The sequence below is a fragment of the Desulfobacter vibrioformis DSM 8776 genome (genome assembly GCF_000745975.1).
Classification (GTDB): domain Bacteria; phylum Desulfobacterota; class Desulfobacteria; order Desulfobacterales; family Desulfobacteraceae; genus Desulfobacter; species Desulfobacter vibrioformis.
This window is the reverse complement of the sequence record NZ_JQKJ01000004.1, coordinates 20985-44470: the sequence shown is the minus strand read 5'-3', so window position 1 is coordinate 44470 and position 23486 is coordinate 20985. Positions and strand designations below refer to the sequence as shown.

The 23486-nt window shown below is 46.2% G+C and carries 21 protein-coding genes, 1 tRNA gene and 1 other RNA gene; 5 read left to right on the top strand and 18 right to left on the bottom strand.

Features of this window, described 5'->3' with window-relative positions; genetic code table 11:
* Window positions 1-35: 35 nt before the first annotated feature.
* A complete protein-coding gene (locus Q366_RS04545) occupies window positions 36-1241 on the bottom strand; it encodes a DUF444 family protein (RefSeq protein ID WP_281175473.1) in 1206 nt (401 codons plus the stop codon).
* Between the two features lie 158 nt (window positions 1242-1399).
* Complete coding sequence (locus tag Q366_RS04540) at window positions 1400-3463, bottom strand: serine protein kinase (RefSeq protein ID WP_035236734.1); 2064 nt, start codon at window positions 3461-3463, stop codon at window positions 1400-1402.
* A 346-nt stretch (window positions 3464-3809) separates the two neighbouring features.
* Here Q366_RS04540 and Q366_RS04535 point away from each other — a divergent pair, with 346 nt between their 5' ends.
* Window positions 3810-5231, top strand: coding sequence for a hypothetical protein (locus Q366_RS04535; RefSeq protein WP_035236732.1), 1422 nt, complete (start codon window positions 3810-3812; stop codon window positions 5229-5231).
* 21 nt (window positions 5232-5252) lie between these two features.
* Here the strand turns inward: Q366_RS04535 and Q366_RS04530 are convergent, their stop codons facing one another.
* From Q366_RS04530 to hisB, 10 genes are all read right to left on the bottom strand, one after another.
* Entirely contained in the window at window positions 5253-6191 is a 939-nt protein-coding gene (locus Q366_RS04530) for an ABC transporter substrate-binding protein (protein ID WP_035236730.1), read from the bottom strand.
* Between the two features lie 225 nt (window positions 6192-6416).
* Window positions 6417-7187 carry a 2-C-methyl-D-erythritol 4-phosphate cytidylyltransferase gene (ispD, locus tag Q366_RS04525; RefSeq protein WP_035236728.1) on the bottom strand — a complete coding sequence of 257 codons (771 nt, stop codon included), beginning with the start codon at window positions 7185-7187 and terminating at the stop codon, window positions 6417-6419.
* 18 nt (window positions 7188-7205) lie between these two features.
* Window positions 7206-8516, bottom strand: a complete 1311-nt coding sequence (locus tag Q366_RS04520; RefSeq protein WP_035236726.1) for an HPr family phosphocarrier protein — start codon at window positions 8514-8516, stop codon at window positions 7206-7208.
* 26 nt (window positions 8517-8542) lie between these two features.
* Window positions 8543-8971, bottom strand: an RNA gene (rnpB, locus tag Q366_RS20060) — RNase P RNA component class A.
* Between the two features lie 39 nt (window positions 8972-9010).
* The gene (locus tag Q366_RS04515) at window positions 9011-9736 is read right to left on the bottom strand and encodes a zinc ribbon domain-containing protein (RefSeq protein WP_245619871.1); all 726 of its coding nucleotides are present in this window, start codon (window positions 9734-9736) and stop codon (window positions 9011-9013) included.
* A 14-nt stretch (window positions 9737-9750) separates the two neighbouring features.
* Window positions 9751-10566 carry a Nif3-like dinuclear metal center hexameric protein gene (locus Q366_RS04510; RefSeq protein ID WP_035236724.1) on the bottom strand — a complete coding sequence of 272 codons (816 nt, stop codon included), beginning with the start codon at window positions 10564-10566 and terminating at the stop codon, window positions 9751-9753.
* A gap of 172 nt (window positions 10567-10738) precedes the next feature.
* Window positions 10739-10815, bottom strand: a tRNA-Ile gene (locus Q366_RS04505).
* A gap of 72 nt (window positions 10816-10887) precedes the next feature.
* On the bottom strand, window positions 10888-12783 hold the full coding sequence (gene rpoD / locus Q366_RS04500; RefSeq protein ID WP_035236722.1) for an RNA polymerase sigma factor RpoD: 1896 nt from the start codon (window positions 12781-12783) through the stop codon (window positions 10888-10890).
* 23 nt (window positions 12784-12806) lie between these two features.
* Window positions 12807-14588 (bottom strand): DNA primase, encoded by a 1782-nt coding sequence (gene dnaG / locus Q366_RS04495; protein WP_035236719.1) that lies wholly within the window; start codon window positions 14586-14588, stop codon window positions 12807-12809.
* 108 nt (window positions 14589-14696) lie between these two features.
* Window positions 14697-15284: an imidazoleglycerol-phosphate dehydratase HisB gene (gene hisB / locus Q366_RS04490; RefSeq protein ID WP_035236717.1), complete on the bottom strand. Its 588-nt coding sequence runs from the start codon at window positions 15282-15284 to the stop codon at window positions 14697-14699.
* 240 nt (window positions 15285-15524) lie between these two features.
* Here hisB and Q366_RS04485 point away from each other — a divergent pair, with 240 nt between their 5' ends.
* The 3 genes from Q366_RS04485 to Q366_RS04475 all read left to right on the top strand — a co-directional run bounded on the left by Q366_RS04485 (window position 15525) and on the right by Q366_RS04475 (window position 17435).
* Complete coding sequence (locus Q366_RS04485) at window positions 15525-16241, top strand: putative metalloprotease CJM1_0395 family protein (RefSeq protein WP_035236714.1); 717 nt, start codon at window positions 15525-15527, stop codon at window positions 16239-16241.
* Window positions 16242-16364: 123 nt separating this feature from the next.
* Window positions 16365-16718, top strand: coding sequence for a flagellar basal body rod C-terminal domain-containing protein (locus Q366_RS04480; RefSeq protein ID WP_035236711.1), 354 nt, complete (start codon window positions 16365-16367; stop codon window positions 16716-16718).
* 81 nt (window positions 16719-16799) lie between these two features.
* Window positions 16800-17435 carry a C40 family peptidase gene (locus Q366_RS04475; protein WP_035236708.1) on the top strand — a complete coding sequence of 212 codons (636 nt, stop codon included), beginning with the start codon at window positions 16800-16802 and terminating at the stop codon, window positions 17433-17435.
* Window positions 17436-17515: 80 nt separating this feature from the next.
* Here Q366_RS04475 and Q366_RS04470 read toward each other — a convergent pair whose 3' ends face one another.
* The 6 genes from Q366_RS04470 to Q366_RS04445 all read right to left on the bottom strand — a co-directional run bounded on the left by Q366_RS04470 (window position 17516) and on the right by Q366_RS04445 (window position 21949).
* Complete coding sequence (locus Q366_RS04470; protein WP_051957819.1) at window positions 17516-18499, bottom strand: DUF2156 domain-containing protein; 984 nt, start codon at window positions 18497-18499, stop codon at window positions 17516-17518.
* A 21-nt stretch (window positions 18500-18520) separates the two neighbouring features.
* Complete coding sequence (locus Q366_RS04465) at window positions 18521-18946, bottom strand: GNAT family N-acetyltransferase (RefSeq protein WP_035236705.1); 426 nt, start codon at window positions 18944-18946, stop codon at window positions 18521-18523.
* Window positions 18943-19815, bottom strand: coding sequence for a polyamine aminopropyltransferase (speE, locus tag Q366_RS04460; protein ID WP_051957818.1), 873 nt, complete (start codon window positions 19813-19815; stop codon window positions 18943-18945). Before speE ends, Q366_RS04465 begins: the two co-directional genes overlap by 4 nt.
* Window positions 19816-19963: 148 nt before the next feature.
* Window positions 19964-20803 (bottom strand): adenosylmethionine decarboxylase, encoded by an 840-nt coding sequence (speD, locus tag Q366_RS20030; RefSeq protein ID WP_051957817.1) that lies wholly within the window; start codon window positions 20801-20803, stop codon window positions 19964-19966.
* A gap of 48 nt (window positions 20804-20851) precedes the next feature.
* Window positions 20852-21553 (bottom strand): hydroxyacylglutathione hydrolase family protein, encoded by a 702-nt coding sequence (locus Q366_RS04450; protein WP_035236702.1) that lies wholly within the window; start codon window positions 21551-21553, stop codon window positions 20852-20854.
* An 18-nt stretch (window positions 21554-21571) separates the two neighbouring features.
* Window positions 21572-21949, bottom strand: a complete 378-nt coding sequence (locus Q366_RS04445; RefSeq protein ID WP_035236699.1) for a hypothetical protein — start codon at window positions 21947-21949, stop codon at window positions 21572-21574.
* 560 nt (window positions 21950-22509) lie between these two features.
* On the opposite strand from Q366_RS04445, the gene Q366_RS04440 reads away from it, so the two are divergent.
* A complete protein-coding gene (locus Q366_RS04440) occupies window positions 22510-23457 on the top strand; it encodes a UDP-glucuronic acid decarboxylase family protein (protein WP_035236696.1) in 948 nt (315 codons plus the stop codon).
* Window positions 23458-23486: the final 29 nt, after the last annotated feature.

The window sequence follows — 23486 nt, the reverse complement described above, 5'->3', positions numbered from 1 at the left end:
CCTGCCTTTCTTTTTTTTATCCGGCGCGTTATTGATCAGGAAATCAGATTTTTGATCCCCTGAATAATTCTGGAATCATCCACATTTTCATTCATGACATCCAGTTTGACATGGTTCTTGTGTTTTTCAAGTATGCCGGATTTTCTTAAATATTTTTCAACTTCGGTCTGCCCTGTTCCCACATAGGAATGCTCTACAATGGAGATACCTATCCGGGCAGCATAGCGCACCATTTTTTCTATTTGTTCCAGGGTGTTCACGCCGTCCCTGTCCCAGTCATCGCCATCGGTCCCATGAAAAACATAGATATTGTAATCTCTGGCCAGGCTCTCCTGCTCCACGATTTTATTCACCAGCTCAAAAGCAGTATACACCTTGGTGCCTCCGGCCACCTTATAAGAGTGGTATTTATAAAAATCCTGCACCTCCCTTGCCTGGGTGTCATGGAGAATAAAACGGGTTTCCACCTGTCTGTCATATTGATACAGCAGCCATGAATAGAGCATCACATGCTGGGAAACCACCGCTTCGGTCACCTTGCCGCCCATGGATCCTGAATAATCTCTCAGGAAAAAGACCAGGGCCTGGGATTCATACTCTTTTTCCCTGGACAGAATCCTGTAAACAAGATCCCGGGGGGAGACAATAAACCGGCCCGGGTCTATGTCGTTGACATCCGGAATTGTGCCAAGGGCAATATTGGTCTGGACAATCTGCTTTAACGTGGCTTTTTTATCCAGAATCTGGCCCATGCCCCGGTTTTTATCTGTCAGGTCATAGACATAGCGGGATAAGGCACGCCTTTTACCTTTGTCCTGGAGGTTGGGAAGCTGGAAGTCCTGGGACAGTACCTTGCCCAGTTCGTAGGCACTGGATTCAAACTCATGTTCGCCACCCTGGCCTTCGCCTTCTCCTTCGCCGGCACCCTCTCCTTCCCCCTCGCCCTCTCCCTGGTCCGGGCGAACCGGCTGTTCGCCGATGATATCGCCCTCTTCTCCCTCTCCGGTACCGCTGGAAGATTCTCCCTCTCCGGTTTCCGGGTCAAAGGAAGGTTCATCGTGGACAAACTTCTCCTCCACGGTGGTGGGGACCACAATGATTTTATCCTTTCCCCCGGTACCTGGTTTGACAATGCGGCCGATACGGATTTTACGCTTAAATCCGTCCTCTTCCCGCTGCCGATCCCGTTCCAATAATTCATCAAGGGTTATCATACGCTTCCCCTTCGTTTTTTTATTCAGTGTGTGCCGTTACCAAGTGTCTGACCCAAACCCCGTGTTTGGACGAAAAGTTGCCCAGATGCAAGGCGCAGAAAAATTTGCAACCGGAGCAACCTCATGGTTGTGAGGATTGCAGATTATTCTGCAACGCCGCAGATGGGTGACTTTGCGTTCAAACACTATTTATCATCTTCCTGGCTGCAGAAATACTCTATGGTTTTCTGGGCACAGGTAGGGCAGTACCCAAGCTTCTGATCCATGGTGTAAATCATCCTGTCATACAGTTTTTGATTTTCTTCATTGGTCCGGTTGGCCAGGGCCCCGATCAAAGAACCGGCCCCGGCAATGTCCGATTTAAGCCGGACATCGGTCACGGCTTTAACCAGTTCCAGATTGTCCATGAAATCATAATTGGCATCCACAGACAATTTCTGTCCATAGATCTTTCTAATGGAATTTCTAAAGGAGGCGCGCTGTTCCTCGGTTTTAAGGCCCAGGCGCTCCTCTACGTTTTTGATATACCGCTCATCAATTTTAAGGGCCCGAAGCTCGCCTGTCTGGGGATCCTTGTACTTCCACATCATATCAGACCCCAGGTGTTCGGCATCCACACCAATGATCATATTTACATAGTTGAGTACATCCTTTTTGATGGCCAGCGGTTCGTCCATGTATGCGTTGAACATCTCTGTCATGATGCGTTCCCGGTAAAGGCCCCTGGCAATTTTCAGATCTTCCATGAACTTGGCCCGGTCAGCAGGTTCCTGAACATAATCAAGTACCACCCGGTTCAGGGCGTTGAAAATATCCAGGGCAAACATGCACTTGCCGTCATTGGTTTCAGAAGATTCCAGAAGGAACTGCACGGCCCGGCCAAGGTTTCTCTGTCCCAGGCCTTTCTGGCCAAAGCGTTTGGTAATATCCGTATCCTGGTTGAGCTGGTCAATGAGCTCAGCCAGGGTTTTAAGGCTTTTTTCACCCGCGACCTCCCCTGCGGCAAGCTTCATGATTTCAACGGGAGTGAGTTTGTCGGACCGGGGAAGCCGGGTCAGCACCACGGCAACGGATGCGGCGTGGTTCAAATTTGGATCCTGGTGAAGTACTTCCTGGTCAAGGGAACGCTTGACATCAGTGCCGATGGCATATTCGGTCAACGTTTTCTGGATCTTATAATCCGTATTATGGGCCACATAGCAGATCCGGCACCGGTCAACAATGGGAGCTTCTTCACGTTCCATCAAAAAGGTGTTGAACTCGGAGTTATTTGAGGTGGCGATAATCAGGGTGTCAATGGGCCATTTAAACCCATCCAGTTCAATCATACGGTTCTGGATCACACCAAGATACACCTGCACCAGATCCTTTTTGTTTTTATAAATTTCATCGGCAAAATGGATGCCGCCGCCGGCCACCCGGGCCAGAGCGCCCCGGCGCAGGTCAAACCGGTAGGGGTTGTTGGAATCCGGGATATGCAGCAGTCGCTGGATGGACTCTTCACCCATAAGATCCACGGCCGAAGAGGTGATTTTGTCCTTGGCCGGATATTTGCCGGTAATCGTGCCAAGACTTTCTATTAACGGTACCGGGACAATTTCGATGAATTCCATCATGTCGGCAGGGGTATCATCACAATATTCCCGGATCTGATGCCATATATAGGCCGAACAGGCCCCTAGAGGACGATACTTCTCATAAAGGACTTCTATCTCCTTATCCTTGAACTTAAATGCTTTGGCAAGATAACTTGCGGAGGCATCTTTGTTCTCCTTAAAACTCATGGCAAGAATCATGGGATCCTCGTAAGTCTGGGATTCGATCACATTGATCCTGCCATATCCGCCCAGCTTATCAAGATTCTTAAAACGGAACGTATACTTCATATTTTGGGGGGTTGATAAAAACTCTCTGTACCGGGCGCACAGGTATTCCACAAAAAAGGTTTTTCCATTCCCCGGCTCGCCCACCAGGACATAAGCCATTTCCCTGGAAGACCCACCTTCGGAGGCATCTTTGACAAAAGAGACAAAGGAATTGATTTCGTCATACATGCCCACCAGGTGCCTTTTGCCTCCGCTGAACAGGTCAAACTGGTAGGTGGTCTTTCCCTTGACCGTGACCTTGCGGATACCGGCGTCCAGAATCATGCGGGAGACCCCCTGGAACGCATCCTCAAATACCCGGGTCCCCTTTTTAACGGCTTCGACGTGGTGGTTAAAGGTCTTAGGATCTGTTGTAGTGGCCATTTTACCCTCCATGGGCAGCAAAGGCGGCAAGTGCTGCCAAGTCTTTGGTTGGAATTTAGTTAAATTCTTCTTTTCCGGATTGTTTTCCGGACTGGATAGATAGGTTAAAAGCGCTTTAGCTTCCCGGAAAAAAGACAGTACACAGGTTTTTGTCAGGGTTGAAAAATTTGCGCTTTTTAATATCTTGAAACAGGACTATCTTGGAGAGATATATCAAGCGAAAAAAAAAGTGTCAAATACTATCGCACCCGTATTCTCCTTTGCTATAAACGCTTTTGGTCTCCTTGATTTTATGATACCAATAAAAGAACATAACTTAAATTAACTTTCGCAAATGAGGGAAATAATGACCCGTTCAAAGCTGTTGACCATTGAGGATCTGATAGATGAGCTGGATATGGGCAAGGCCACTTTAAAGTTCATTTTACATCGGTTCAGTCCGTGGCTTGCCACACAAATTGTCAACCATGAAACATGTTACACTGAACAGGCGGTTACCACCCTTTTAAAAATTAAAAAATTTCTGGATACAGGTATACTCCCCGATCAGATTGAGGCATTCCTTGCCCAGGAAGCAGAAATGCTTAATGTTACGGCAAATGTACAACCTCCTGCCGGCAACCAAGGTACACGCTCTGTGGATATAGAATCGGCATCTTTATTCAAGGATATGCTCCGGATATTTATCGAAAAACAAGACCGTATTGCTTTAGCCCAGGAAGCACTTACCCGGGTGGAAGAAAGAAAAGCCGATGCCATGGAAAAACGGGCAGCAGCAGAAGAAAAAAAAGCCGATGCAATGACAAACATTGCCCTGGCATTGCAGGAAATGAACCTGCGGCATAGTGCTGCTCCCCAGGCCATGGAAATTGCCGGACGCGCCGTGGAAACCCTGGCCTTGGAAGAAGAAGAACCCGGGCTTGACCAAAGCCCTTTGGATATCAACGCTAATGAAAATGAGCATCTGTTTGAATCCCCTGTCCCCATGGAAGACCCATTCAAGGCCCAGGATCACAAAGATCTTGAAGACATTGGTTCTTCCGACATGGATGACCTGTCTTTGCTGGTCAAAGAAACGGACCTGGCACCTAAAGATATTGATGACTTATCCTCATTGATTGACTCTGTACCAGATCCGTACAAAGACCTTGACAACCTTGAAAGCCTGCTGGAAGAGACGCCGCCAGTACCTGATGCAAAGAATCTGTCAAATGATATGGATGATTTGTCAAAACTGGTTGATTCTGATTTGTCTTCGTCTAATGCCCTGGATAATGAAGATGACCTTGATGATCTGTTCAGCCTTGTGGATATGGATACCCATGTGCCGGATATGCCAAAGGCTTTTCATGAAGAGTTGGATGATCTGTCCAAGCTTATTGAAGAACCTGCCGGTAAAAAGGCTGTTGCGGATTTAGATGATTTATCCGCACTGGTTGAAAAACCGGATCAATCCCAGGATTCCATGGATGATCTGTCGTTGCTTGTGGACGGCACCGGGGAAAAATCAGGGCAGGTGCCGCCTGGGGCAGACATCCAGGTTAAGGAAACACCCGTGATAAAACCGGATATTTCGCCGGATCAGGATATGGGTAAATACAAGGCTGCTGTCATGAAAATCATTATTGAATTAAAGGAACAGGGCTTTACAGCTCAGCAGACAACAGATCGCCTCAATCGCGATGGTGTCGCCACCCTGTCCGGGAAACCCGCCTGGGGATTGAAAGCCATGGATAAAATTTACGGCTTTATTGATTCCGCAAAATAAGGGACCCTGCAAAATTTTTTTTTATTTTGCCCCTGCCGCATCGGCAAAGCGCGTATCCACAAATTTATCCAGATCAATGAGAGAAGTCATAATATTCATTTTATCCATCATATATTTCTGGATAATATCAAGATCTTCTTTTCCGGGATAAAGCTCTCCTGTCAGAATCCGGTCTGGCGGGTCTGTAAGCACCCGCAGGATGATATTCTTATCCTGGGAAAGAAAATCAGCGCCAATAATTGAGGCAGGTCCAGGCTGGGCATCAATGGCAATCCCGGACCGGACAAAACTTGTGCAAATTTCCTGAATGGCTTCGGGATTCTTTTCAATCACCTCGGTGCGCATGACAAAAACACAGCAGGGATGCTTAGCCCACAAATTTTTTGACAGTTCAAATTCTTCACCATGCCCGGATGCTATCACCTGGGAGCCAAAGGGTTCAGCGACGATAAACCCGCCGATTTCGCCGGCTTCGTCATACTCAAGGGCTTCGGGCATCTGGAAAGGTGCAACAACCTCAAGGGTGACATCAATTCCCTTTTCCGTGGCACGTCCGGGTTTCAACCCTTTTTCGGATAACAGCTTGTGAAACAGCATATTGTGGATGGAAAGCTGATAGGGAATCAGTACGGTCTTACCCGCGAAATCCTCAACAGAATTGATATTGGCCCTTTTATTTTTAACCAGAACACTGCCGGATTTATGGGCCAGCAACAGCAGTTTGAGATCAACACCGGACTTGAAAAGGTCCATGGCTGTCGGTGCCAGAACCAGCGCCCCGTCCAGGGATTTTGCAGAAAGTGCGTCAGCAACTTCGTTCCACCCGTTTTTAACCACAGGTTCCAGTGTGCAGTGTTGAAAGGTTTCCATACCTTGTTGTAATTTTCTAGCTGTTACACCGAGAATGAAATGATCAGTGATTTTAAGATATCCAATCTTGATCACGGGTTTTTCCGCCATTTCAGGCACCTCCGGGGATGATTAGTGTGTAATAAATAATGCTGAATCTCATTAACTGATTATGCGTAAGTTTAATTCAAAGTCAATCCCTAAAAGCTTTGGACAGGTTTATTGCGGGATTTTTCACACCATTTAGATTAGTAATCTGCCATAATTGTGCAACAAAGTAAACCCCGGTGCGGTATAAAATAAGATGGTCATGTAAAGCCAGGACGGCTGATGATCTTAACCTAAAAAAGAACCTGAATGCCCGGTGAATGCGGCCTCTTTTTTTGCTCGAAGAATCAGGCCTGCGAAAATCAGATCCTGGGGAGAGGTGAGTTTAATATTGAATGGTCCGCCCTCCACCATATCCACCGGGAGTTTCGCATGTTCGCAGACCGACGCTTCATCCGTGCCCCAAAAGCCGGTATTCCGGGCATGGGCAACAGCCTTGACAATCAGGTCCAGACGAAAGACCTGGGGCGTCTGGGCCCGGAACAGTCCATCCCGGTCAAGGGTGCAGATAATCCTGCCATTTTTATCCCCCCTTTTTACTGTATCAAAGATCCCCAGAACCGGGATGCAGGCACCATGTTTCAAAGCACCGTCAAGGCACCGGTCCACCAGATTTTCACCCACAAAGGGCCGAACCCCGTCATGAATCAACACAAAGGTTGTTTCAGGTTGAGCACACATTTTCAACGCTTTATCAAGGCCATTGCCCACGGAATCCTGGCGGGTAACACCACCTTTGATAATATGCAAGGGTGTTGAAAATGAAAATCGGTGCATCAGGTCATTGCGGGTAAAATCCAGATCCGGTTCCGGTACTACCAGAATAATCTCATCCACCCGGCAGTGCGTGTCAAAGGCGGTAAGCGTGTGAACAATTACCGGAACACCTTCCAGATCAATGAACTGTTTTTTAACAGTGGACTGCATGCGCAGACCTTTTCCACCTGCCACAACAACGGCAATATTTTTAACGGACTCTTTATTTTCTGTGTCAGGCATGAATTTTAAACATGACCTTTAAATCAGGTAGTTCAATTCACAGGGCAAGGGAATGCCCTTGCCCATATGGTCCTCACCGTAATTAACACTGGCCAGGATTTTTAAATCATTCAACGCCCTGGAATCTCCCGTAAAGACGACCGTCTCAATGTTTTCTTTTTTAATTTTTCCCCCGGCCCACTGAATATCAAGGACCGAGGCGGCATCAAACTGGTCTTTTCCCACATGAAGCTTAACTTCTCCGCCGTAATGCTGGACAATCTTTGCCACCAGAAGGCTTGGCCGGCTGTGAAACCCTCTGTCTTTGGGAATACCCACGTCAATTGTGTCTGATTCCATATTATCGTTTAAAACCCGGGTGGCTACATTCTTGCCCGAGGATAAAAACCGGCCTGCATAATACAGACAATAATTTATGGCACGGTCCAGAACCGCATCCGGATCAATGAGATCGGAAAGGGACAGACTGATGTTTTTATACACATGTTTGAAACCGGTATCATACAGGTGGCGCTCATAAAAATGGAGCAAACGCCCCATAACCTGCAGAATATGAAATACAATGGAAAAATGGCTGCGCAGCTGGCTTAAAATTTCAACATCAGGAGATTGCAACGTCGTGACCACATAGGAATCAAAAGAGGACTGGATATTATGCACCCGCATCTCATAGCTCCGGATTGTCACCTCGTTGATAACGTCAGGGACAAGCTTGTAAATGGTCTCAAGGTTATACCGTTCGTAAAAGGTAAACTGTTCAAAATCCCGGATCAGCTCAAGAAATTGACTGGCGATTCGCGTCAGATTTTTTTTCTGACTTCTTTTGGGCATGGTATCGTCAATATTATGTTCCAGTTGACCGGCAGTGGCAATGCCGGGAAAATAGTCCAGGTCATAGCCGGATTCCGGGATGGTGATACCCAAACGTTTTGCCTCTTTTAAGGCAACAGGTGCGGCCTGATAAATGGCATCCTGGAGAAATTTAAGCATATCCAGTGCTTCATGTTTAAAGGCACTGTGGTTCTGATTCCCGAAATTGTAAAAATCGAACCGGTCCAGGGTGTGGCGCTGGGAATAACAGGCCAGGGAAAGGTGTCGAATGGCTGCGGATATTGCACGGTAAAACACCCAGTCCTTGTTTTTTTTTGCACCGTGGAAGTCAAGAAAATCTTCCATGATGTGGGAGGTGATGATCAGTTTTGAGCAAAGTTTCTTGGTAAAAAGATAACTGTCGTCATTCAGTCCAACAATGAACAGAATGCACTGAAGATACTCATATGAAAAAATATTTGCCTTTTCGTTAAAAGATATGTCACAGGTGTCATTCATAACTATTTATCCGGTATTGAAAATTTCGGTCCGACCGGCCCGTAAGCCGAATTCTGTTACCTCTTTGCGGTTACCCGCAAAAAGATCAACGGTCATTCATCTAGGATGCATGTTGCCATACATCTCAAGCAACCTACCCGGAGACTTGGGCGGGCAGCCCTCAAACGTCTCTCTATTTGGTCTTGCACCGGACGGGGTTTACCAAGCTTCCCCGGTCACCCGGGGAACTGGTGCGCTCTTACCGCACCGTTTCACCCTTACCCAGCTACTCATTCAATGGAACAAGCCATCAGTACTAAATACACCTGTTCCGCTCAATGAGTAGCTGGGCGGTCTACTCTCTGTTGCACTTTCCTTCACGTCACCGTGACTCCACGTTATGGAGCGTCCTGCCCTGCGGTGTTCGGACTTTCCTCCCGGCGTTTATTCGCCCGGCGACCGTTCGTTCCAGTCAGACCGAAATTAAAAATTATTCTTCAACTCAACCCAAAGCATCAGCTTTTTTCATAATAAAGAATCCGGCTGCACTGGGGGCAGAATATCAACTCGTTTGCCCGCTGAACCTCAATATACAGCTGGGGCGGGATATTCATAAAACACCCTAGACAGACCTGATCCTGGACCTTGGCAACGGCAGATCCCTGGTTCATTTTGGAAATGCGTTTGAACCGATCTAAAAGTTTGGTATCCAACCTTACACCAATTTCTTTCTGGCTTTCAATATATTCCCCAAGAAGCTCCCGGTCTTTCGTGGTTTGTTCTTCAATCCGGTTCTGTTCCGCTTTGATCTGTTCTTCAAGCTGCTGATACTCTTTTGTACTTTCATCCACAATAGCCTGGGATTTTTCCCGCTCTTCCATGATCTGTAACAGGGCTGTTTCTAAGGCATCTTTTCTTTTTTTGTTATCATCCACCTCCCTGAGCAAAACCTGATACTCTTTATTTGTATTGACATTGCGCAAGGTTTCGTTGCTTTTGATAATACGGGCGTCAACAACTTTGATTTCCGCTTCACTGTCAAGACAATTTTTTTCAAGCATCTCAAGCTCTTCGGTATTTTCCTTAAGTGCTGCCGCAAACTGTTTGAGCCTGGATGCCAGTTTGATTTTCTTTTTTTCGACCTCGTTCAGTACATCCTTAAGACGGACTATCTGGGTTTCAGCCTCCTGAAGTTTTACAAGGGTAGCAATATCTGGTTTTGACATAACTGGTTTTGACATAAGGTGTTACATCCTCATATGGTTAAAAATGGATCTTGTTCCTGATCATACGTATGAATTACAATCTGATACCCCAAAGCATCAAACACCTGTCCGAGACGGATTTTCAAAAGCTCAATGGCAATGGATTCAGAATAAAAGTGGCCGACATCCACAGCGGATTTACCATGGGACTCTATATCCCGGGCCTCGTGGTACTTCAGATCCCCGGTGATATATACATCCATTCCTGACCCTAAAAAATGCGTTGTCAAGGAACCGCCTGAACCCGAACATAGTACTGCGGTTGATACCATGTTCCCGGGATTACCAATGATTCTTACCCGGGCAATTCCCAATTTTTCTTTAATCCGGAGCCCCAGTTGCTCAAGTGTCATGGACCCACCAATCTGCCCGATGCGCCCAAGCCCCTGGACCTGACCGGCAGAGTCATCTTCCATGACATCGGCAAGAAAAACATGGGTGCAAAAGATGTCCAGTTTTTGGGCCAGATAGTCGTTCAGACCGTCCTGGGCTTTATCCAGATTTGTATGGGCACAGACCAGGGCGATCCGGGATCTGGCACTGGTCAGGATGGCGGTTCCAGGCATCCGGCTGAAATCAATCTGTTTTTCAGGAGACATCATCAGGGGATGATGGGTAATCAGCATGTCACACCCCAGCTTTTCCGCTTCGGCCAGGGCCTTGTCTGTGATATCCAGGGCAATCAGGAGCTTGGATACCTGCCACCCGGGATCACCTGCCTGGAGCCCTGAATTGTCCCAGGATTCAGCAAGGGAAAAAGGCGCAATTTGATCTATAATATCAATAACCTGTTTTACCGTGGGCATTCTTTCAAGCCGCCTTAAAATAAAAAAGCGTGGAGTACACTCCACGCTTTAGATTCAGTCTATTTTCGTATTGATTTACAGGCATATCCATGTATGACCTGGTCATCCTTTCCCTCTTTTCAGCATATTCATTGGCTTTCCTGCTTAAAATCTTATACATGAATAGGTTCTTTGGTGGGCCCACCTGGGTTCGAACCAGGGACCGACCGGTTATGAGCCGGTGGCTCTGCCAAACTGAGCTATAGGCCCGGAAAGCCGCTTTGCTACTGTATTACAAGCAAATTTGAGATATATATAGTAACGCCTGTTTACTGTCAAGCACTAATTCTCTATAAAAGTTTTTAGCTTTTTGCTCCTGGTCGGATGACGAAGTTTACGCAAGGCCTTGGCTTCAATCTGGCGGATACGCTCCCTTGTAACGGTAAAATCCTTTCCAACCTCTTCTAACGTGTGATCAGACTTTTCTCCGATACCAAAACGCATCCTTAACACTTTTTCCTCCCTGGGCGTAAGCGTTGCCAGTATTTTACGCGTCTGTTCGGCAAGGCTTAAATCAATGGCAGCCTCGGAAGGAATAGAAAATTTCTTGTCTTCAATGAAATCACCAAGATGGCTGTCTTCTTCCTCACCAATGGGTGTTTCAAGGGAAATGGGCTCCTTGGCAATCTTAAGTACCCGCCGAACCTTATCAATGGGGATTTCCATTTTTTCGGCAATTTCTTCGGGTGAAGGTTCCTTGCCCATCTCCTGAACCAGGTACCGGGAGGTGCGGATCAGCTTATTAATGGTTTCGATCATATGAACCGGAATCCTGATGGTTCTGGCCTGGTCTGCAATGGCGCGGGTAATGGCCTGGCGGATCCACCAGGTGGCATATGTGGAAAACTTGTATCCCCGGCGATACTCAAATTTATCCACCGCCTTCATCAAACCGATATTGCCTTCCTGGATCAAATCAAGAAACTGCAATCCCCTGTTGGTATATTTTTTGGCAATACTGACCACAAGCCTCAGGTTGGCACGGACCAGTTCCCGCTTGGCGGAATCAGCGTTTTTACGCCCTATTTCAATCCCATAAACAATCGCACTCAAATCATCCGCACTGCCTTTGACCAGGTTCTTTTTTACGGTAACCTGCTCGCACAAGGCTGTAATATCATGAAAAAGGATCGTGGCACGGTCCAGGGTGATTTCGTTTCTCGTCATGGCCCATTCAACAAAAGTAGCCTGGTCTTTTATTTGTTTCATCATGGTGCTGAGCTGTACATTAAATGTTTTGGCACACCTGATCAGCAGATCGTCCACGGTTTTGAACCAGGTTATTGTGTTTCGGATACTCTTTTCTATGTTATCAATAACATTGGATTCAAATCGCCAGCTTTTAAGCAACTCAAAAATTTCTTCTGTGTTGCAGTCAATCTGTTCCCCAAGGCTGCTGTATTTTTTTGTCCCTTTCCTGATATTTTCAAGCTGATCACGGCAGGACTGATTCTGCTCATGCAAGGCTCTTATCCGAGATAGGGATTCAAGGAACTTTTCCTGTTTGGTGACTTCATCAACCACCCCATCGCCCTCATCCACATCCCGGAGTATGTGCTTGGGACGCATGGCCTTCTCTTCCATTTTTTTACCGTACATAAAAATGGTATTCAGCGCCAGAGGACAATCCAGCATGGCCCGGAGTATATCCCGTTCCCCGACCTCTATTTTTTTGGCGATCTCAATTTCACCTTCGCGGCTGAGCAGGGTGACCATCCCCATCTCTTTAAGATACATCTTCACAGGATCAGTAACCGCGCCAAACTCCATATCGGAACGTTCACGCCGGGAAGAGAACGCATCCTTGTTCCCTTTCTTATCCATATCGTCTTCAAGGCCTTCGTCATCAGCATCGCTGCGGGATCCAGCGAGGTGGCCCCTTTTGTCTTTTAATGACCGAGAAGCTGATGAACGGGAAGTCTTTTTCAGACTTTTTGCCTTACCAGGGTTAATGGCAGACGTATCCTCGTCGCTGTCATCAACCAGTTCAATACCCAGTTCCTGAAACTGAATGACAATATCATCTATCTGGTCAAAAGTTTGCAGATCATCTGAAATGGCGTCATTGATTTCGGCAAAGGACAGGATACCTGTTTCCTCTCCCTTTTTGATAAGTCTGCGCATTTCGTCCTTGCTGATCATCACACCTTGTTCAGACGTGCTGGTCTTTTCTGCCATATATGCCTCCCAAAGGCTTAAAGTTAACTGCCATGCAACTGCTGGATTTGCTGCTGTTTAAGTTTCAGCAGCGCCATCACATCAACATCACAGCCCTCTTTTACTTTTGTTAATTCACTGACAATCACTCTGTCGGTTTTATTTTTTATCTTTATGACCCGGTTGACCAGAATCTCAAACGTCTGTACTGGATCCTGGACCCCGGTATAATCTTCCATAGCCATGGATGCAATCAATTGCCGGTCTTCGTCTGTTTCAACCCGGGCCATGACCGCACCCACAATATTTTGTGTGTCCGTCCCGCTGTCGATGATTAAACAGCCAAGCTGTTTAAGCGGCTTTGAATAAAAGGAGGGGAGTACTTTTTTTTCCACGGCAACAGGTATCAATTCAGGCCAGTGAAGCATCATGGAAAGGATCTGTTTTTCCCTTGGGTCTGATTCCAGAACGCTTTGGGATGCTTCCTCAACCCCAGGAATGATAGGGCCACGGGCTTGTCTGTTTGCCTGTTTTTGATAGGCATCCTTTACTTTTTCAAGAACAGCCTTTTCATCAATATTAAGGGTTTCAGCAAGTTCCCGAACATAAATTGAACGGACCGCATAATCCTGGACCCTAGCCAGGTGCTGCTTCATCTCGTCCAGAATTTTGATACGCCCTTCAACGGACATGCCGTGGGTATCCACAGCCAGATGAAGCAAAAACTGCATCACTGTCTTGGCAGTGTCTGCAAGCGCAAGAAAGGCATCCCGGCCATGGGCCATCACATAGGAGTCGGGATCATTATTTCCCGGAAGCACCAGAATCCGGGTATCAATTCCCTCCTGAACAAAAATGTCAATGCTTCTTTTGGCAGCCTTTATGCCTGCTTCATCCGAGTCAAAAACCAGGGTCATGGTCGTTGCATACCCTTTAAGAATCCTGACATGCTCCCGGGTCAGGGCTGTACCAAGGCTTGCCACACTATTTTCAATCCCGTGCTGATAAAGGGAGAGAAAATCAAAATAGCCTTCCACAATAAACACCTGACCCTGCCTGCGGCATGCCTGTTTTGCTGCGTGCAACCCGTAAAGGATACGGCTTTTACTGTACACCGGGGTTTCAGGAGAGTTCATGTATTTGGGCATGCTGTCGTCCATGACCCGGCCGCCAAATCCGGCCACCTGCATGTTGATGTCAAAAATAGGAAACATCAGCCGGTTTCTAAATCTGTCGTAAAAGCTGTTTTTCTGTTTTTTCTCAAGCACCAGACCGGAACGGACCGCAACCCCTTTGGCAACTTTCTCTTCTTTCAAAAGATTGACCACAGCATCCCAGGCATCAGGGGCGTATCCAAGCTGAAACTGCTCAATGATTTGTTTGCTGGTTCCCCGCCGTTCAAGATACTGCCTGGCGCAATCGCCTTTTAAATGGTCATTTAAAAACCCTGTATATGCCTGCATCACATTTTTATTCAGCCGGAAAAGAGATTCCCGGGCCTGAACGGCCTTACGCTGTTCCAGCGTCATCTTTTGGGTTTCAATGACAATGTTGTATTTTCTGGCCAGCATCCTTGCCGCTTCGGGAAAGGAGATTCCATGATATTTCATGACAAATGACAGGACATTGCCGCCGGCGCTGCACCCGAAACAATGAAAAATCTGTTTATCGGGATTAACGGAAAAAGAAGGTGATTTTTCAGAATGAAAGGGGCACAGACCGAAAAAATTTCTGCCTGACTTTTTTAGAATAACTGCTTCGGAAACAACATCAAAAATATCCGAGGCAGCTAAAATTTCTGCAATTTTTTCTTCAGGGATGAGCATTCTGGGTGGTGCAGGCTCCAAAATATCAATACGTTATATAAGTTAAACAGGATAAGCAGTGAATACGACCTGTCAACAATAAATCGCACAAATGAACCGCGCAATTAACTATAAACATCCCTTGGTGGATAATACGCCTGATACTTGAGAGACCGGACGGGTCGCAGCATGCAAAGATCGCCCGAATGCCTTGAATATGGACTCAAGTACGTGGTGTTCATTCTCACCGTAACAAGTATTAATATGCAGATTAAATCCGCCTTTAACACAGACTGCCTGGAAGAACTCCCTGGCAAGATGTGCATCGAAAGGCCCCCGGGACTTCAAATTCTCGGGAATATTGTAAACAAGATATGGCCGGTTGGACAAATCAATGGTTACCCGGGACAAGGATTCATCCATGGGAACGCTTGCATCACCAAACCGCTGAATACCACCTTTTTCAGACAACGCCTGCTGGATCGCCTGCCCTAGAACAAGACCCGTGTCCTCTACGGTATGATGGAAATCTACGTCAAGATCGCCTGTGGCTGAAACCCGAAGGTCAAAAAAGCCATGGACTGTAAACGCTGTAAGCATGTGGTCAAAAAAAGGAATGCCTGTGCAGAGGTCAGCGTTTCCCTGTCCGTCCAAATTCAGCCGGATATCTATCCGGGTTTCCTTAGTCTGCCTTGACACCTCGGATTGTCGACTCATAAAAAATTCCTTGAAACTTGAAACCGGCAGAAATCTGTTTTATACAACCTTACAATTAATCGGCGCCCTGCTTTTCTCCGGTCCATCACGGTGTAATCACGCCACAACGAATCTTTTTAAGATATGCGTTTTTCTAATATTTGTCAATACTGAATTCTTCAGCGGAAACAGTTTCAAATAACTACTTGAAATATTTGAAATAATTGGTATATTAGAAGTGTCTAATATTAAGGAAGTGTTATGGACATCCAGGCTGCAGGAATAAACAGCTATTATACATATCCGCCCGTCCTTGAACAGGGATCTGATCTGATATCTTTATCCTCCAGATCCGAATCCCAGGCCCAGGATACGGATATCAGTGAAACCCTGCCCCTGTCTGACAGTGAAGAACAAGTTGATTCGATTTCCCAAGCCCGGACCCAGGACGATGAAGCCTCCCAGGATGAAGATCAGCCCCTGGCGTCCGGTACTGAGTCGGGGCTTACCCAGGAAGAAAAACTTCTCATTTCAGAACTTGAAAACGTTGACACTGAGGTCCGGGCCCACGAAATGGCCCATATTGCCGCCGGCGGCGAATATATCTCCTCTGGTGCCACCTTTTCCTACCAGCAGGGCCCTGACGGAAAAAGCTATGCCGTAGGCGGAGAGGTCAGCATTGACACATCGTCCGAGCCTGGAGATCCCGAGGCAACATTACAGAAAATGCGGCAGGTGCGTGCCGCTGCACTTGCACCGGCACAGCCATCCTCACAGGACTTGAAAGTCGCATCAAATGCGGCATCCCAGGCGGCAAAAGCCATGGCTGAAATCACACAGCTAAGAGCAGAAGAACAGGCCAACCAGAGAGGGGCCGCAGTGTCCGGCTATATCCAGCAGCAGGTTTCTGATGCGTACACGAAATCAGACAGTATGTCCATCCAGAATACGCAAAATTCATTTCACATCTCTGTTTAAATAGCCCATTAATTTTTTTAGATTTCAAGCTTGTTCATCAAATCAATCATAATATTATTGTTATGAAGATAATTTTTTGATAGTATTTGGATCTTGAAGGTTGTAAATTTGGAGGAAAAAATCATGAGCATGACCATCCAGAGCAGTGTCTCGGCTTTACAGGCTTTTTCAAACCAGATGTCGGTTTCTTCAAATAATGTTGCCAATGCCCTGTCAGACGAGTTCAAGGCGGGCAGAGCATATAACGTCGAGGCAAAGAGCGGACAGGTACAAACGTCCATCTCCCAAACCCAGACCAGCGCACCGCTGGTTGAAGATCCCCTTAAAAATGACGGTTCTTTAAAAGAATTATCCAATACAAATATTGCAGAGGAGATGGTTGTTCAGATTCCAGCCCGAAACGGATTTGAGGCCAACGCAAAAATGATTCAGGCCTATGATGAAACAACCGGAACCCTATTGGACACCATTGGATAACCCGGCAGGTTTAAAATAAAAACGAACCCATCCACCAATGCGCGCGAATAACCGTTCCATCAATTCATTATTTTTTTTGTTATGCCAAAACTTACTTTTTTAACCCGCAATATTCTGACCTTTTTCCTGGCTGTGCTGATCTGTTTTGGTTGTGGCAGGCCTGAAGTAAGGATCCCCCATGATTCAGGCGGCCAGTCTGCCCTTCCCGGAAAATCTCATCAGCCCGGATATTACAACAGCCCCTGCCCCCGGCCCGATCCTGAATCCGACCCTGAACCTGAACTTGAATCCGAACTTGCTACGAACCGCTCAGCCCCTGCCCCTTTCGGCAAAAAACGTCAGACCATTGTCCAGGCGGCCAGGACTGCCGTGGGCAGTCCCTATTTCTGGGGCGGGCTTTCGCCCAAGGGGTTTGACTGCTCAGGCCTAGTGGTATACACCTACGCCAAAATCGGGATTCATGTTCCAAGAACAGCCAGTGCCCAGCTCGAAAACTGCACGGCAGTCACACGAAAAGACATCAAACCGGCAGATCTGATCTTCTTTTCAGTACCCAGAAGAAGGGGGGTTGTTCACGTAGGGATTTACATCGGTAAAGGGCAATTTATCCATGCCCCGGGCAGGGGGCGCAAGGTGACACTTACCTCGCTGGACAATGTTTATTTTAAAAAGCATTTCATCACCGCCGGACATTTTCTTAAAAAAAATGCCGGATAATTCTTGCATCCACCATCAAAGGCCTTGTGTTTAAAAGCCATCTCAAAATCATATTTTAAGATGGCCGCCACACGACCTCATTAATGGGTTCTTAACTCCAGTTTAGGCACCAGAAAATAGGGTTCTATCAACGCATAGGGAGCATATGACAATTTTGCCTGGCGCAGTCCCGGTATTCCAAGATCCTGTTCCCGGTTGATATATCGTGCTGTTCCTTTCAGAAATTTGGCAGTCTCATAATTGATCATCTGGGATCCACCCTTGAAAGCCACATCTGATTTTTCAAAATGAACATCCCAGGTGTCAGGGGACAGGGGACTGAAAACAGCAAACGCCGCAATTTCATCCTTGACCCGCAGTATCAGTCCGCTCAAGCCCAAATCGTTCCAATGGGAAAAGGCCATGGCCATGGCATCGGACTCTTCAACCAGGGAGCGGGGCATGGAAGGCATACCGGCAAGCAGACGCTTCTCAAACTGCATCACCTCCTTGCAATTGTCCTCATTCATGGGGACTAGGGAATAATCCGGATACTCACGCTTAAACTGGGAAATGAGATTTTTTTTCTTATGCAGTTTGCTGCCCTTCAACCCGGTCAACGCCTCGGCCAGGTAAACATATTCAGCCGCATCCCTGTCCGATGTAATACTGAAATAACGATCCAGATCCTGCCAGATAGCCACGTACGATTCGGGCACCAGCCCGATGTTTCCGGACAGCCCTGCGGCAACAGCCTTTTTTGAAAGAGAAAACAACGCTTCCGGTTCAAAATCGTCTCCCAGGGGCATGAACAGGGCCTGGCTGCGATCGTCATGAATGACCAGTCTATCCTCATAAAGAAACCATGAATAGCGATACAGATTCTGCCAGCAGAAAAGATTGACAAAGCTGTATTCACATGAGCAGGGTGGATAAAGGCCCAGGAAATCAAGGATCAGGTGGCGGGTTTCCAGATCAAATTTCCCGGGCTTTAGTATACTCGGTTCTATCTGCTGATCATCAGCACTGTTGCCGACCATTGGCGGTGTATTGCAGGTATCGGATTGACGGCTATGACATATCATTGTTTTTCCTTTTTATAGCTTTTATTCAAGTTTAAAGGGGATGTGATCCTTCATTGGCCGAAACCCGAGTTTTTCATAAAATGAAAGGGTTCCCGGTTCACCGATCAATCCAATCCAGTCCACCCCCCTTTTTTTAAGTTCCTGGATCAGAAAACTTACAATTAAGGTGCCGATGCCAAGTTTTTGATAGGCAGACAGCACGGCAATATCCTGAATATAAGCATCACTGCACAGATCGGAAAGGGCCCTTCCCATTCCAATTAATTTTTTTTCCCAAAAAGCACCTGCAAACAATGCGGATTTTTCAGGAATCTGGCGCAAAAATGCATCTGATATTTTATAATTGTCCTGCCACCACCCGGCATCCTGGTATAAGGCCTGAAGCTCGTCCACAGGTACTGTGTGTACAAGTTTTATCTCAAGCCCATCGAGTTTTTCTGTCTTCATTTACCTTTGCCCTCCAACATTTTTTCGACAAAATAGGGAAGCGCAAAGGCGGCTTTGTGCATCCCCAGGCTATAATATTTAAGCTGGGACTGAAGCACTTGCGGCACCGGACGCGCCGGTGCCGCAAGCCTAGGTCCTAAAGATCCCAAACAGATGCCGATGTGACCGCCGGTATATGTGGGGACAATAATATTTGCATAGGCATGTATGGGAAACAAAGACCGGGTAATGCCCATCAGTTTTTCAACCCAGTCCGGGTGAAGGAAAAAGGATTCGCCTTGGGTGGCAATCAGGCCCCCGGGTTTAAGCGCATGCTTTAAATCCTGGTAAAACTGATTTTCAAACAAAGCTTCACCAGGTCCAACCGGGTCCGAGGAATCCACAATAATAACATCATAACAATTGGGGTGTTCCCGGACAAAGGCAGTTCCGTCTTGAATATGAACACAGACCCTGGGATCGTCGAATCCGCAGGCCAGGGTCGGCAGAAACTGTTTTGAAACCTTGATGACCTCTTCATCGATTTCACAGAAATCAATACAGCAGACATCATGGTGACGATTAATCTCACGCAAAACGCCGCCGTCTCCTCCCCCGATCACAAGTACGTTTTCAGGGTGGGGGTGGGAAAACAGGGGCAGATGCGCCATCATCTCCTGGTAACTGAATTCATCCCGTTCGGTCAGTTGAATAATCCCGTCCAGTACCAGCATCCGGCCGTGGGACCGGGTCTGGTACAGATCAATCTGCTGGAACCTGCTTTTTTTACTGTAAAGAAGTTCATCCACCTTCAGTGAAATGGCAATGCCTTCCCACATGGAACAAACCTCTGAAAACCATCCGTTATGTATCGTGTCTGAATTTTTCATTTATATATGAGCCTGTTGATTTAGTCCGATTTCAAGGAAATCGACCACTAAATATATTGTAATATATTTTATATTCTACACATGATAATGTGGCTAATTTTAGTCAAAAAGACATTAAATCAACAAGTTCAGATATGTCGATCAAAATTTACTGTCTTAACGCCACCTGCATTTTGTAGTGGCTGCCCCGAAAATATAACAGGGAGAACTCTGCTAACTCCCGGGGCTCATAACTATTGCAGGAAAAAATATCCAGATATGCGGTATGGGTTGCATGGGCAAAATGTCCGGAGATTCCGGATGTTTCAATGGACCGGGTCATGGAAAACCCTGCAGATGTTTTGTTTTCATCATAATAAACCTCAGATGAATTCTGCTTGTTTTCAATACCAAGCAGCCCGCACAGCCCAAAGACAAAGTTTTTTATGTGGCCCGGATCGTTTATCATATCAGGACTGCAATCATACACATCAACAGATGTGGACAATCCCCAGGGGTTTGTATTTTCACACACTTTTTTCCAGGCTATGGGAAGCGTTGGTCTATCCATCACCTTTTCATTGCGGTTTGCCATACGACTGTTCAATCCGGGCTGCAGTATCCCCCTGTTTTGATCCGAAGAGATAAAAACCCGCTTGGATGAAAATTGTGCTTCTATGGAATGAATGGCTGTGTCCAGATCAATATTATCTGCGCATGTAAAAATATCCACGGCTGCATAATCATGCTCGGGCCAGGCATGAACCGTAAAATGGGATTCAGCGATAATCACTACGCCGGACACCCCCTGGGGTTCAAACTGATGAAAGGAACTGCTGATAATTGTGGCCCCGCTATCTATCGCCGCTTTAAGCAGAATTTTTTCAACCCTGACTTTATCAAGAAGGACATCGGATGCGCAATCGTAATATTCTATGGTAATATGCCGACCCAGGGCAAACCCCGGATCAGAATGAGAGACCGCCTGCTTTTTGTTTTTATCAAGCAATTTTAAAAAAAATACTCCGAATCATGATTAAATTGTTAAAACAGGAGATCAGAACACTTCCATAACAGAGGAGAATCTTTGAAATGGGGTTTCTTTGGGCAGATTTTTTTCTTTGAGGCGCTCAATCATGGACAACGCGTCAAAACGCAGATAGGGGTTGACCTTAAGTTCATCGGACAGACGGGAAACAACATGGGCCGGATTATAGGAGGACGCATACCCGCTTAAATCCGGATTATCCGGTTCAATGATTCGGGCATATTTAACCGCCTCAAGAACGTAATCATGGCCGGCATAGACCAGGGTGTCACCCGGAAGGGCCATCAACAGTTTTAACGAGTTAAAAAAGGATTCAAGATCCCCTGAAAAACAATTGCCAACCGTGGCATTGAACAGTGTGTCACCGGTTACAACAAATCCTGCCCCCTTGAAACAAAGCGAATCCATGGTATGTCCGGGGGTCAGCATCACCTCAAGCCCGGTTTCGTCTTTCAGGTCAAGAATCTGGCCATGTGAAAGCGAAGTGCAGTCAATAAACCGCGCATTTGTCTTTTTGAGAAGTGCATTGTTTCCCTGGGTGTGGTCGGCATGGGTATGGGTATTGGTGACAATGTCAATGGGAATATTTTTCTCTTTGGCAAATTTTGCCATCTCCTCCCAGGCTCCAGGGTCAATGGCAATGCAGGAGTTTTCACTATAAACCAAATACCCCAGATTGTCCGCACCGTATCTAAATTGTTGAATATCCAAGCACTCAATCCTTATTTTTCAAAACAGTTCATCTTCATCTTCCCCAAAGACACCTTCATCCTCATCCTGCCCCGTAGCGCCATCCAGGGGTTCATCATCATACACATCAATATCCTCATCCATGAACGCATCATCAAATTGAACATCAAGCCCGTGGTCATCAAAAATGATACTGATGGCTTCTTTCAAATTACGTTCAAAGCTTTCAGCATAATCGTCATCCTCATCTGACGAAAATTCATAGACCTCCTCATGCTCTTCAATCAGGTCTCTAAGATCGGTTTCCATTTCAGACCGGGCATAAAAATCGGCTTCATACGCATCAATTATGTCTTTATACAGGTCATACAACTCAAACGCCTCAACGGCATCAAAAATGGTCATTTTTTTTGCCATGTTCAATCTCCCGGATTTTAATTAGCTTTCTATTTTAGTAATGGTTTTATAATTGTCAAATAAGCAAGCGCCATAATGTTTACCTCAAACATGATTGCGCCTGAATACAGCCCCAACATATTATTTCTTGATAAAGAAGGTTTTATTTTTTTTCAATCCTAAACTTTAGATCCGGCAAAAAAAAGAGTCGGTATGACATCCCATCAGCCACCTGAGGCTGATGAGATAATCAATACAGGCTTTTTCGGTTGAAACGCATTTTCGAAAATCAGAAAAGTCTGTGGAAAAATCCGCCATGTTCCAGGATAATATTATGTTGTGGAAACAGGATTCAAGCGTATGTTTCTATTATATTTTTCCAAAAACCATTTAATGTATGGATAGTCCTTGACGATGGTATAATGCAATGGTATGGATTAATTCAACTTCTCAACCATTTCAACCGATCTCGCATTGAAACGCCTAAAAAGCAATGGAACAGACGCAATGGAACCGAGAAAGCGGAGCTATACCCCTCCCCCCTAACTTTCGAAACAAAAAAACAAAAAGGTGGCTGCCAAATGAAACACATGCAAAAAAGAATTTTGGTTACCGGCGGAGCCGGATTTTTAGGTTCCCATTTATGCGAACGCCTGGTTGAACATGGGGATGATATTCTATGCTTAGACAACTATTTCACCGGCCAGAAAAAAAACGTAGAACACCTTTTAGGAAAACCTAATTTCGAGATTTTGAGGCATGACATCACTTTTCCGCTGTATGTTGAAGTTGATGAAATTTATAATCTTGCGTGTCCTGCATCGCCTGTTCATTACCAGCATGATCCGGTGCAAACCACAAAGACAAGTGTTCACGGCGCCATAAACATGCTTGGTTTGGCTAAACGGACAAAGGCCAAAATTCTGCAGGCGTCCACCAGTGAAGTTTACGGTGATCCCCAGATTCATCCGCAAACAGAAGAGTATTGGGGACATGTCAACCCAATCGGGCTTCGCTCCTGCTATGACGAAGGGAAACGATGTGCAGAGACCCTGTTTTTTGATTATCATCGGCAACATCACCTGAATATCAAAGTCGCACGTATTTTCAATACCTACGGCCCCAGGATGCATCCCAACGACGGGCGTGTAGTGTCCAACTTTATTGTTCAGGCGCTCAAAGGCGAGCCAATAACCGTCTATGGGGATGGCAGTCAAACAAGATCATTTTGCTATGTGGATGACATGATTAACGCCTTTATTGCTTTTATGGCAACAAAAGATACGATTACCGGTCCTTTTAACTTAGGAAACCCTGTGGAGTTCAGTATGCTCGAATTAGCCGAAACAATCATCAGGCTTACCCAGACCACATCTAAAATCGTATTTAAACCACTGCCGGAAGATGACCCGACCCAGCGCAGACCGGATATTTCCATGGCCAAAGAGAACCTGGGATGGGAACCCAAGGTCAAACTTGAACAAGGCCTGCATAAAACCATAAATTTTTTTAAAGAAATCGTTATCTAACGTTAATTTTTCTTTTTTTTTAAAAAACC

Bases quoted from the DNA above. Each gene is read 5' to 3' on its own strand.
- Q366_RS04540 (WP_035236734.1), bottom strand. From the start codon at position 3,463: ATGGCCACTACAACAGATCCTAAGACCTTTAACCACCACGTCGAAGCC.
- Q366_RS04535 (WP_035236732.1), top strand. From the start codon at position 3,810: ATGACCCGTTCAAAGCTGTTGACCATTGAGGATCTGATAGATGAGCTG.
- Q366_RS04530 (WP_035236730.1), bottom strand. From the start codon at position 6,191: ATGGCGGAAAAACCCGTGATCAAGATTGGATATCTTAAAATCACTGAT.
- ispD (WP_035236728.1), bottom strand. From the start codon at position 7,187: ATGCCTGACACAGAAAATAAAGAGTCCGTTAAAAATATTGCCGTTGTT.
- Q366_RS04520 (WP_035236726.1), bottom strand. From the start codon at position 8,516: ATGAATGACACCTGTGACATATCTTTTAACGAAAAGGCAAATATTTTT.
- Q366_RS04515 (WP_245619871.1), bottom strand. From the start codon at position 9,736: ATGTCAAAACCAGTTATGTCAAAACCAGATATTGCTACCCTTGTAAAA.
- Q366_RS04510 (WP_035236724.1), bottom strand. From the start codon at position 10,566: ATGCCCACGGTAAAACAGGTTATTGATATTATAGATCAAATTGCGCCT.
- rpoD (WP_035236722.1), bottom strand. From the start codon at position 12,783: ATGGCAGAAAAGACCAGCACGTCTGAACAAGGTGTGATGATCAGCAAG.
- dnaG (WP_035236719.1), bottom strand. From the start codon at position 14,588: ATGCTCATCCCTGAAGAAAAAATTGCAGAAATTTTAGCTGCCTCGGAT.
- hisB (WP_035236717.1), bottom strand. From the start codon at position 15,284: ATGAGTCGACAATCCGAGGTGTCAAGGCAGACTAAGGAAACCCGGATA.
- Q366_RS04485 (WP_035236714.1), top strand. From the start codon at position 15,525: ATGGACATCCAGGCTGCAGGAATAAACAGCTATTATACATATCCGCCC.
- Q366_RS04480 (WP_035236711.1), top strand. From the start codon at position 16,365: ATGAGCATGACCATCCAGAGCAGTGTCTCGGCTTTACAGGCTTTTTCA.
- Q366_RS04475 (WP_035236708.1), top strand. From the start codon at position 16,800: ATGCCAAAACTTACTTTTTTAACCCGCAATATTCTGACCTTTTTCCTG.
- Q366_RS04470 (WP_051957819.1), bottom strand. From the start codon at position 18,499: ATGATATGTCATAGCCGTCAATCCGATACCTGCAATACACCGCCAATG.
- Q366_RS04465 (WP_035236705.1), bottom strand. From the start codon at position 18,946: ATGAAGACAGAAAAACTCGATGGGCTTGAGATAAAACTTGTACACACA.
- speE (WP_051957818.1), bottom strand. From the start codon at position 19,815: ATGAAAAATTCAGACACGATACATAACGGATGGTTTTCAGAGGTTTGT.
- Q366_RS04445 (WP_035236699.1), bottom strand. From the start codon at position 21,949: ATGGCAAAAAAAATGACCATTTTTGATGCCGTTGAGGCGTTTGAGTTG.
- Q366_RS04440 (WP_035236696.1), top strand. From the start codon at position 22,510: ATGAAACACATGCAAAAAAGAATTTTGGTTACCGGCGGAGCCGGATTT.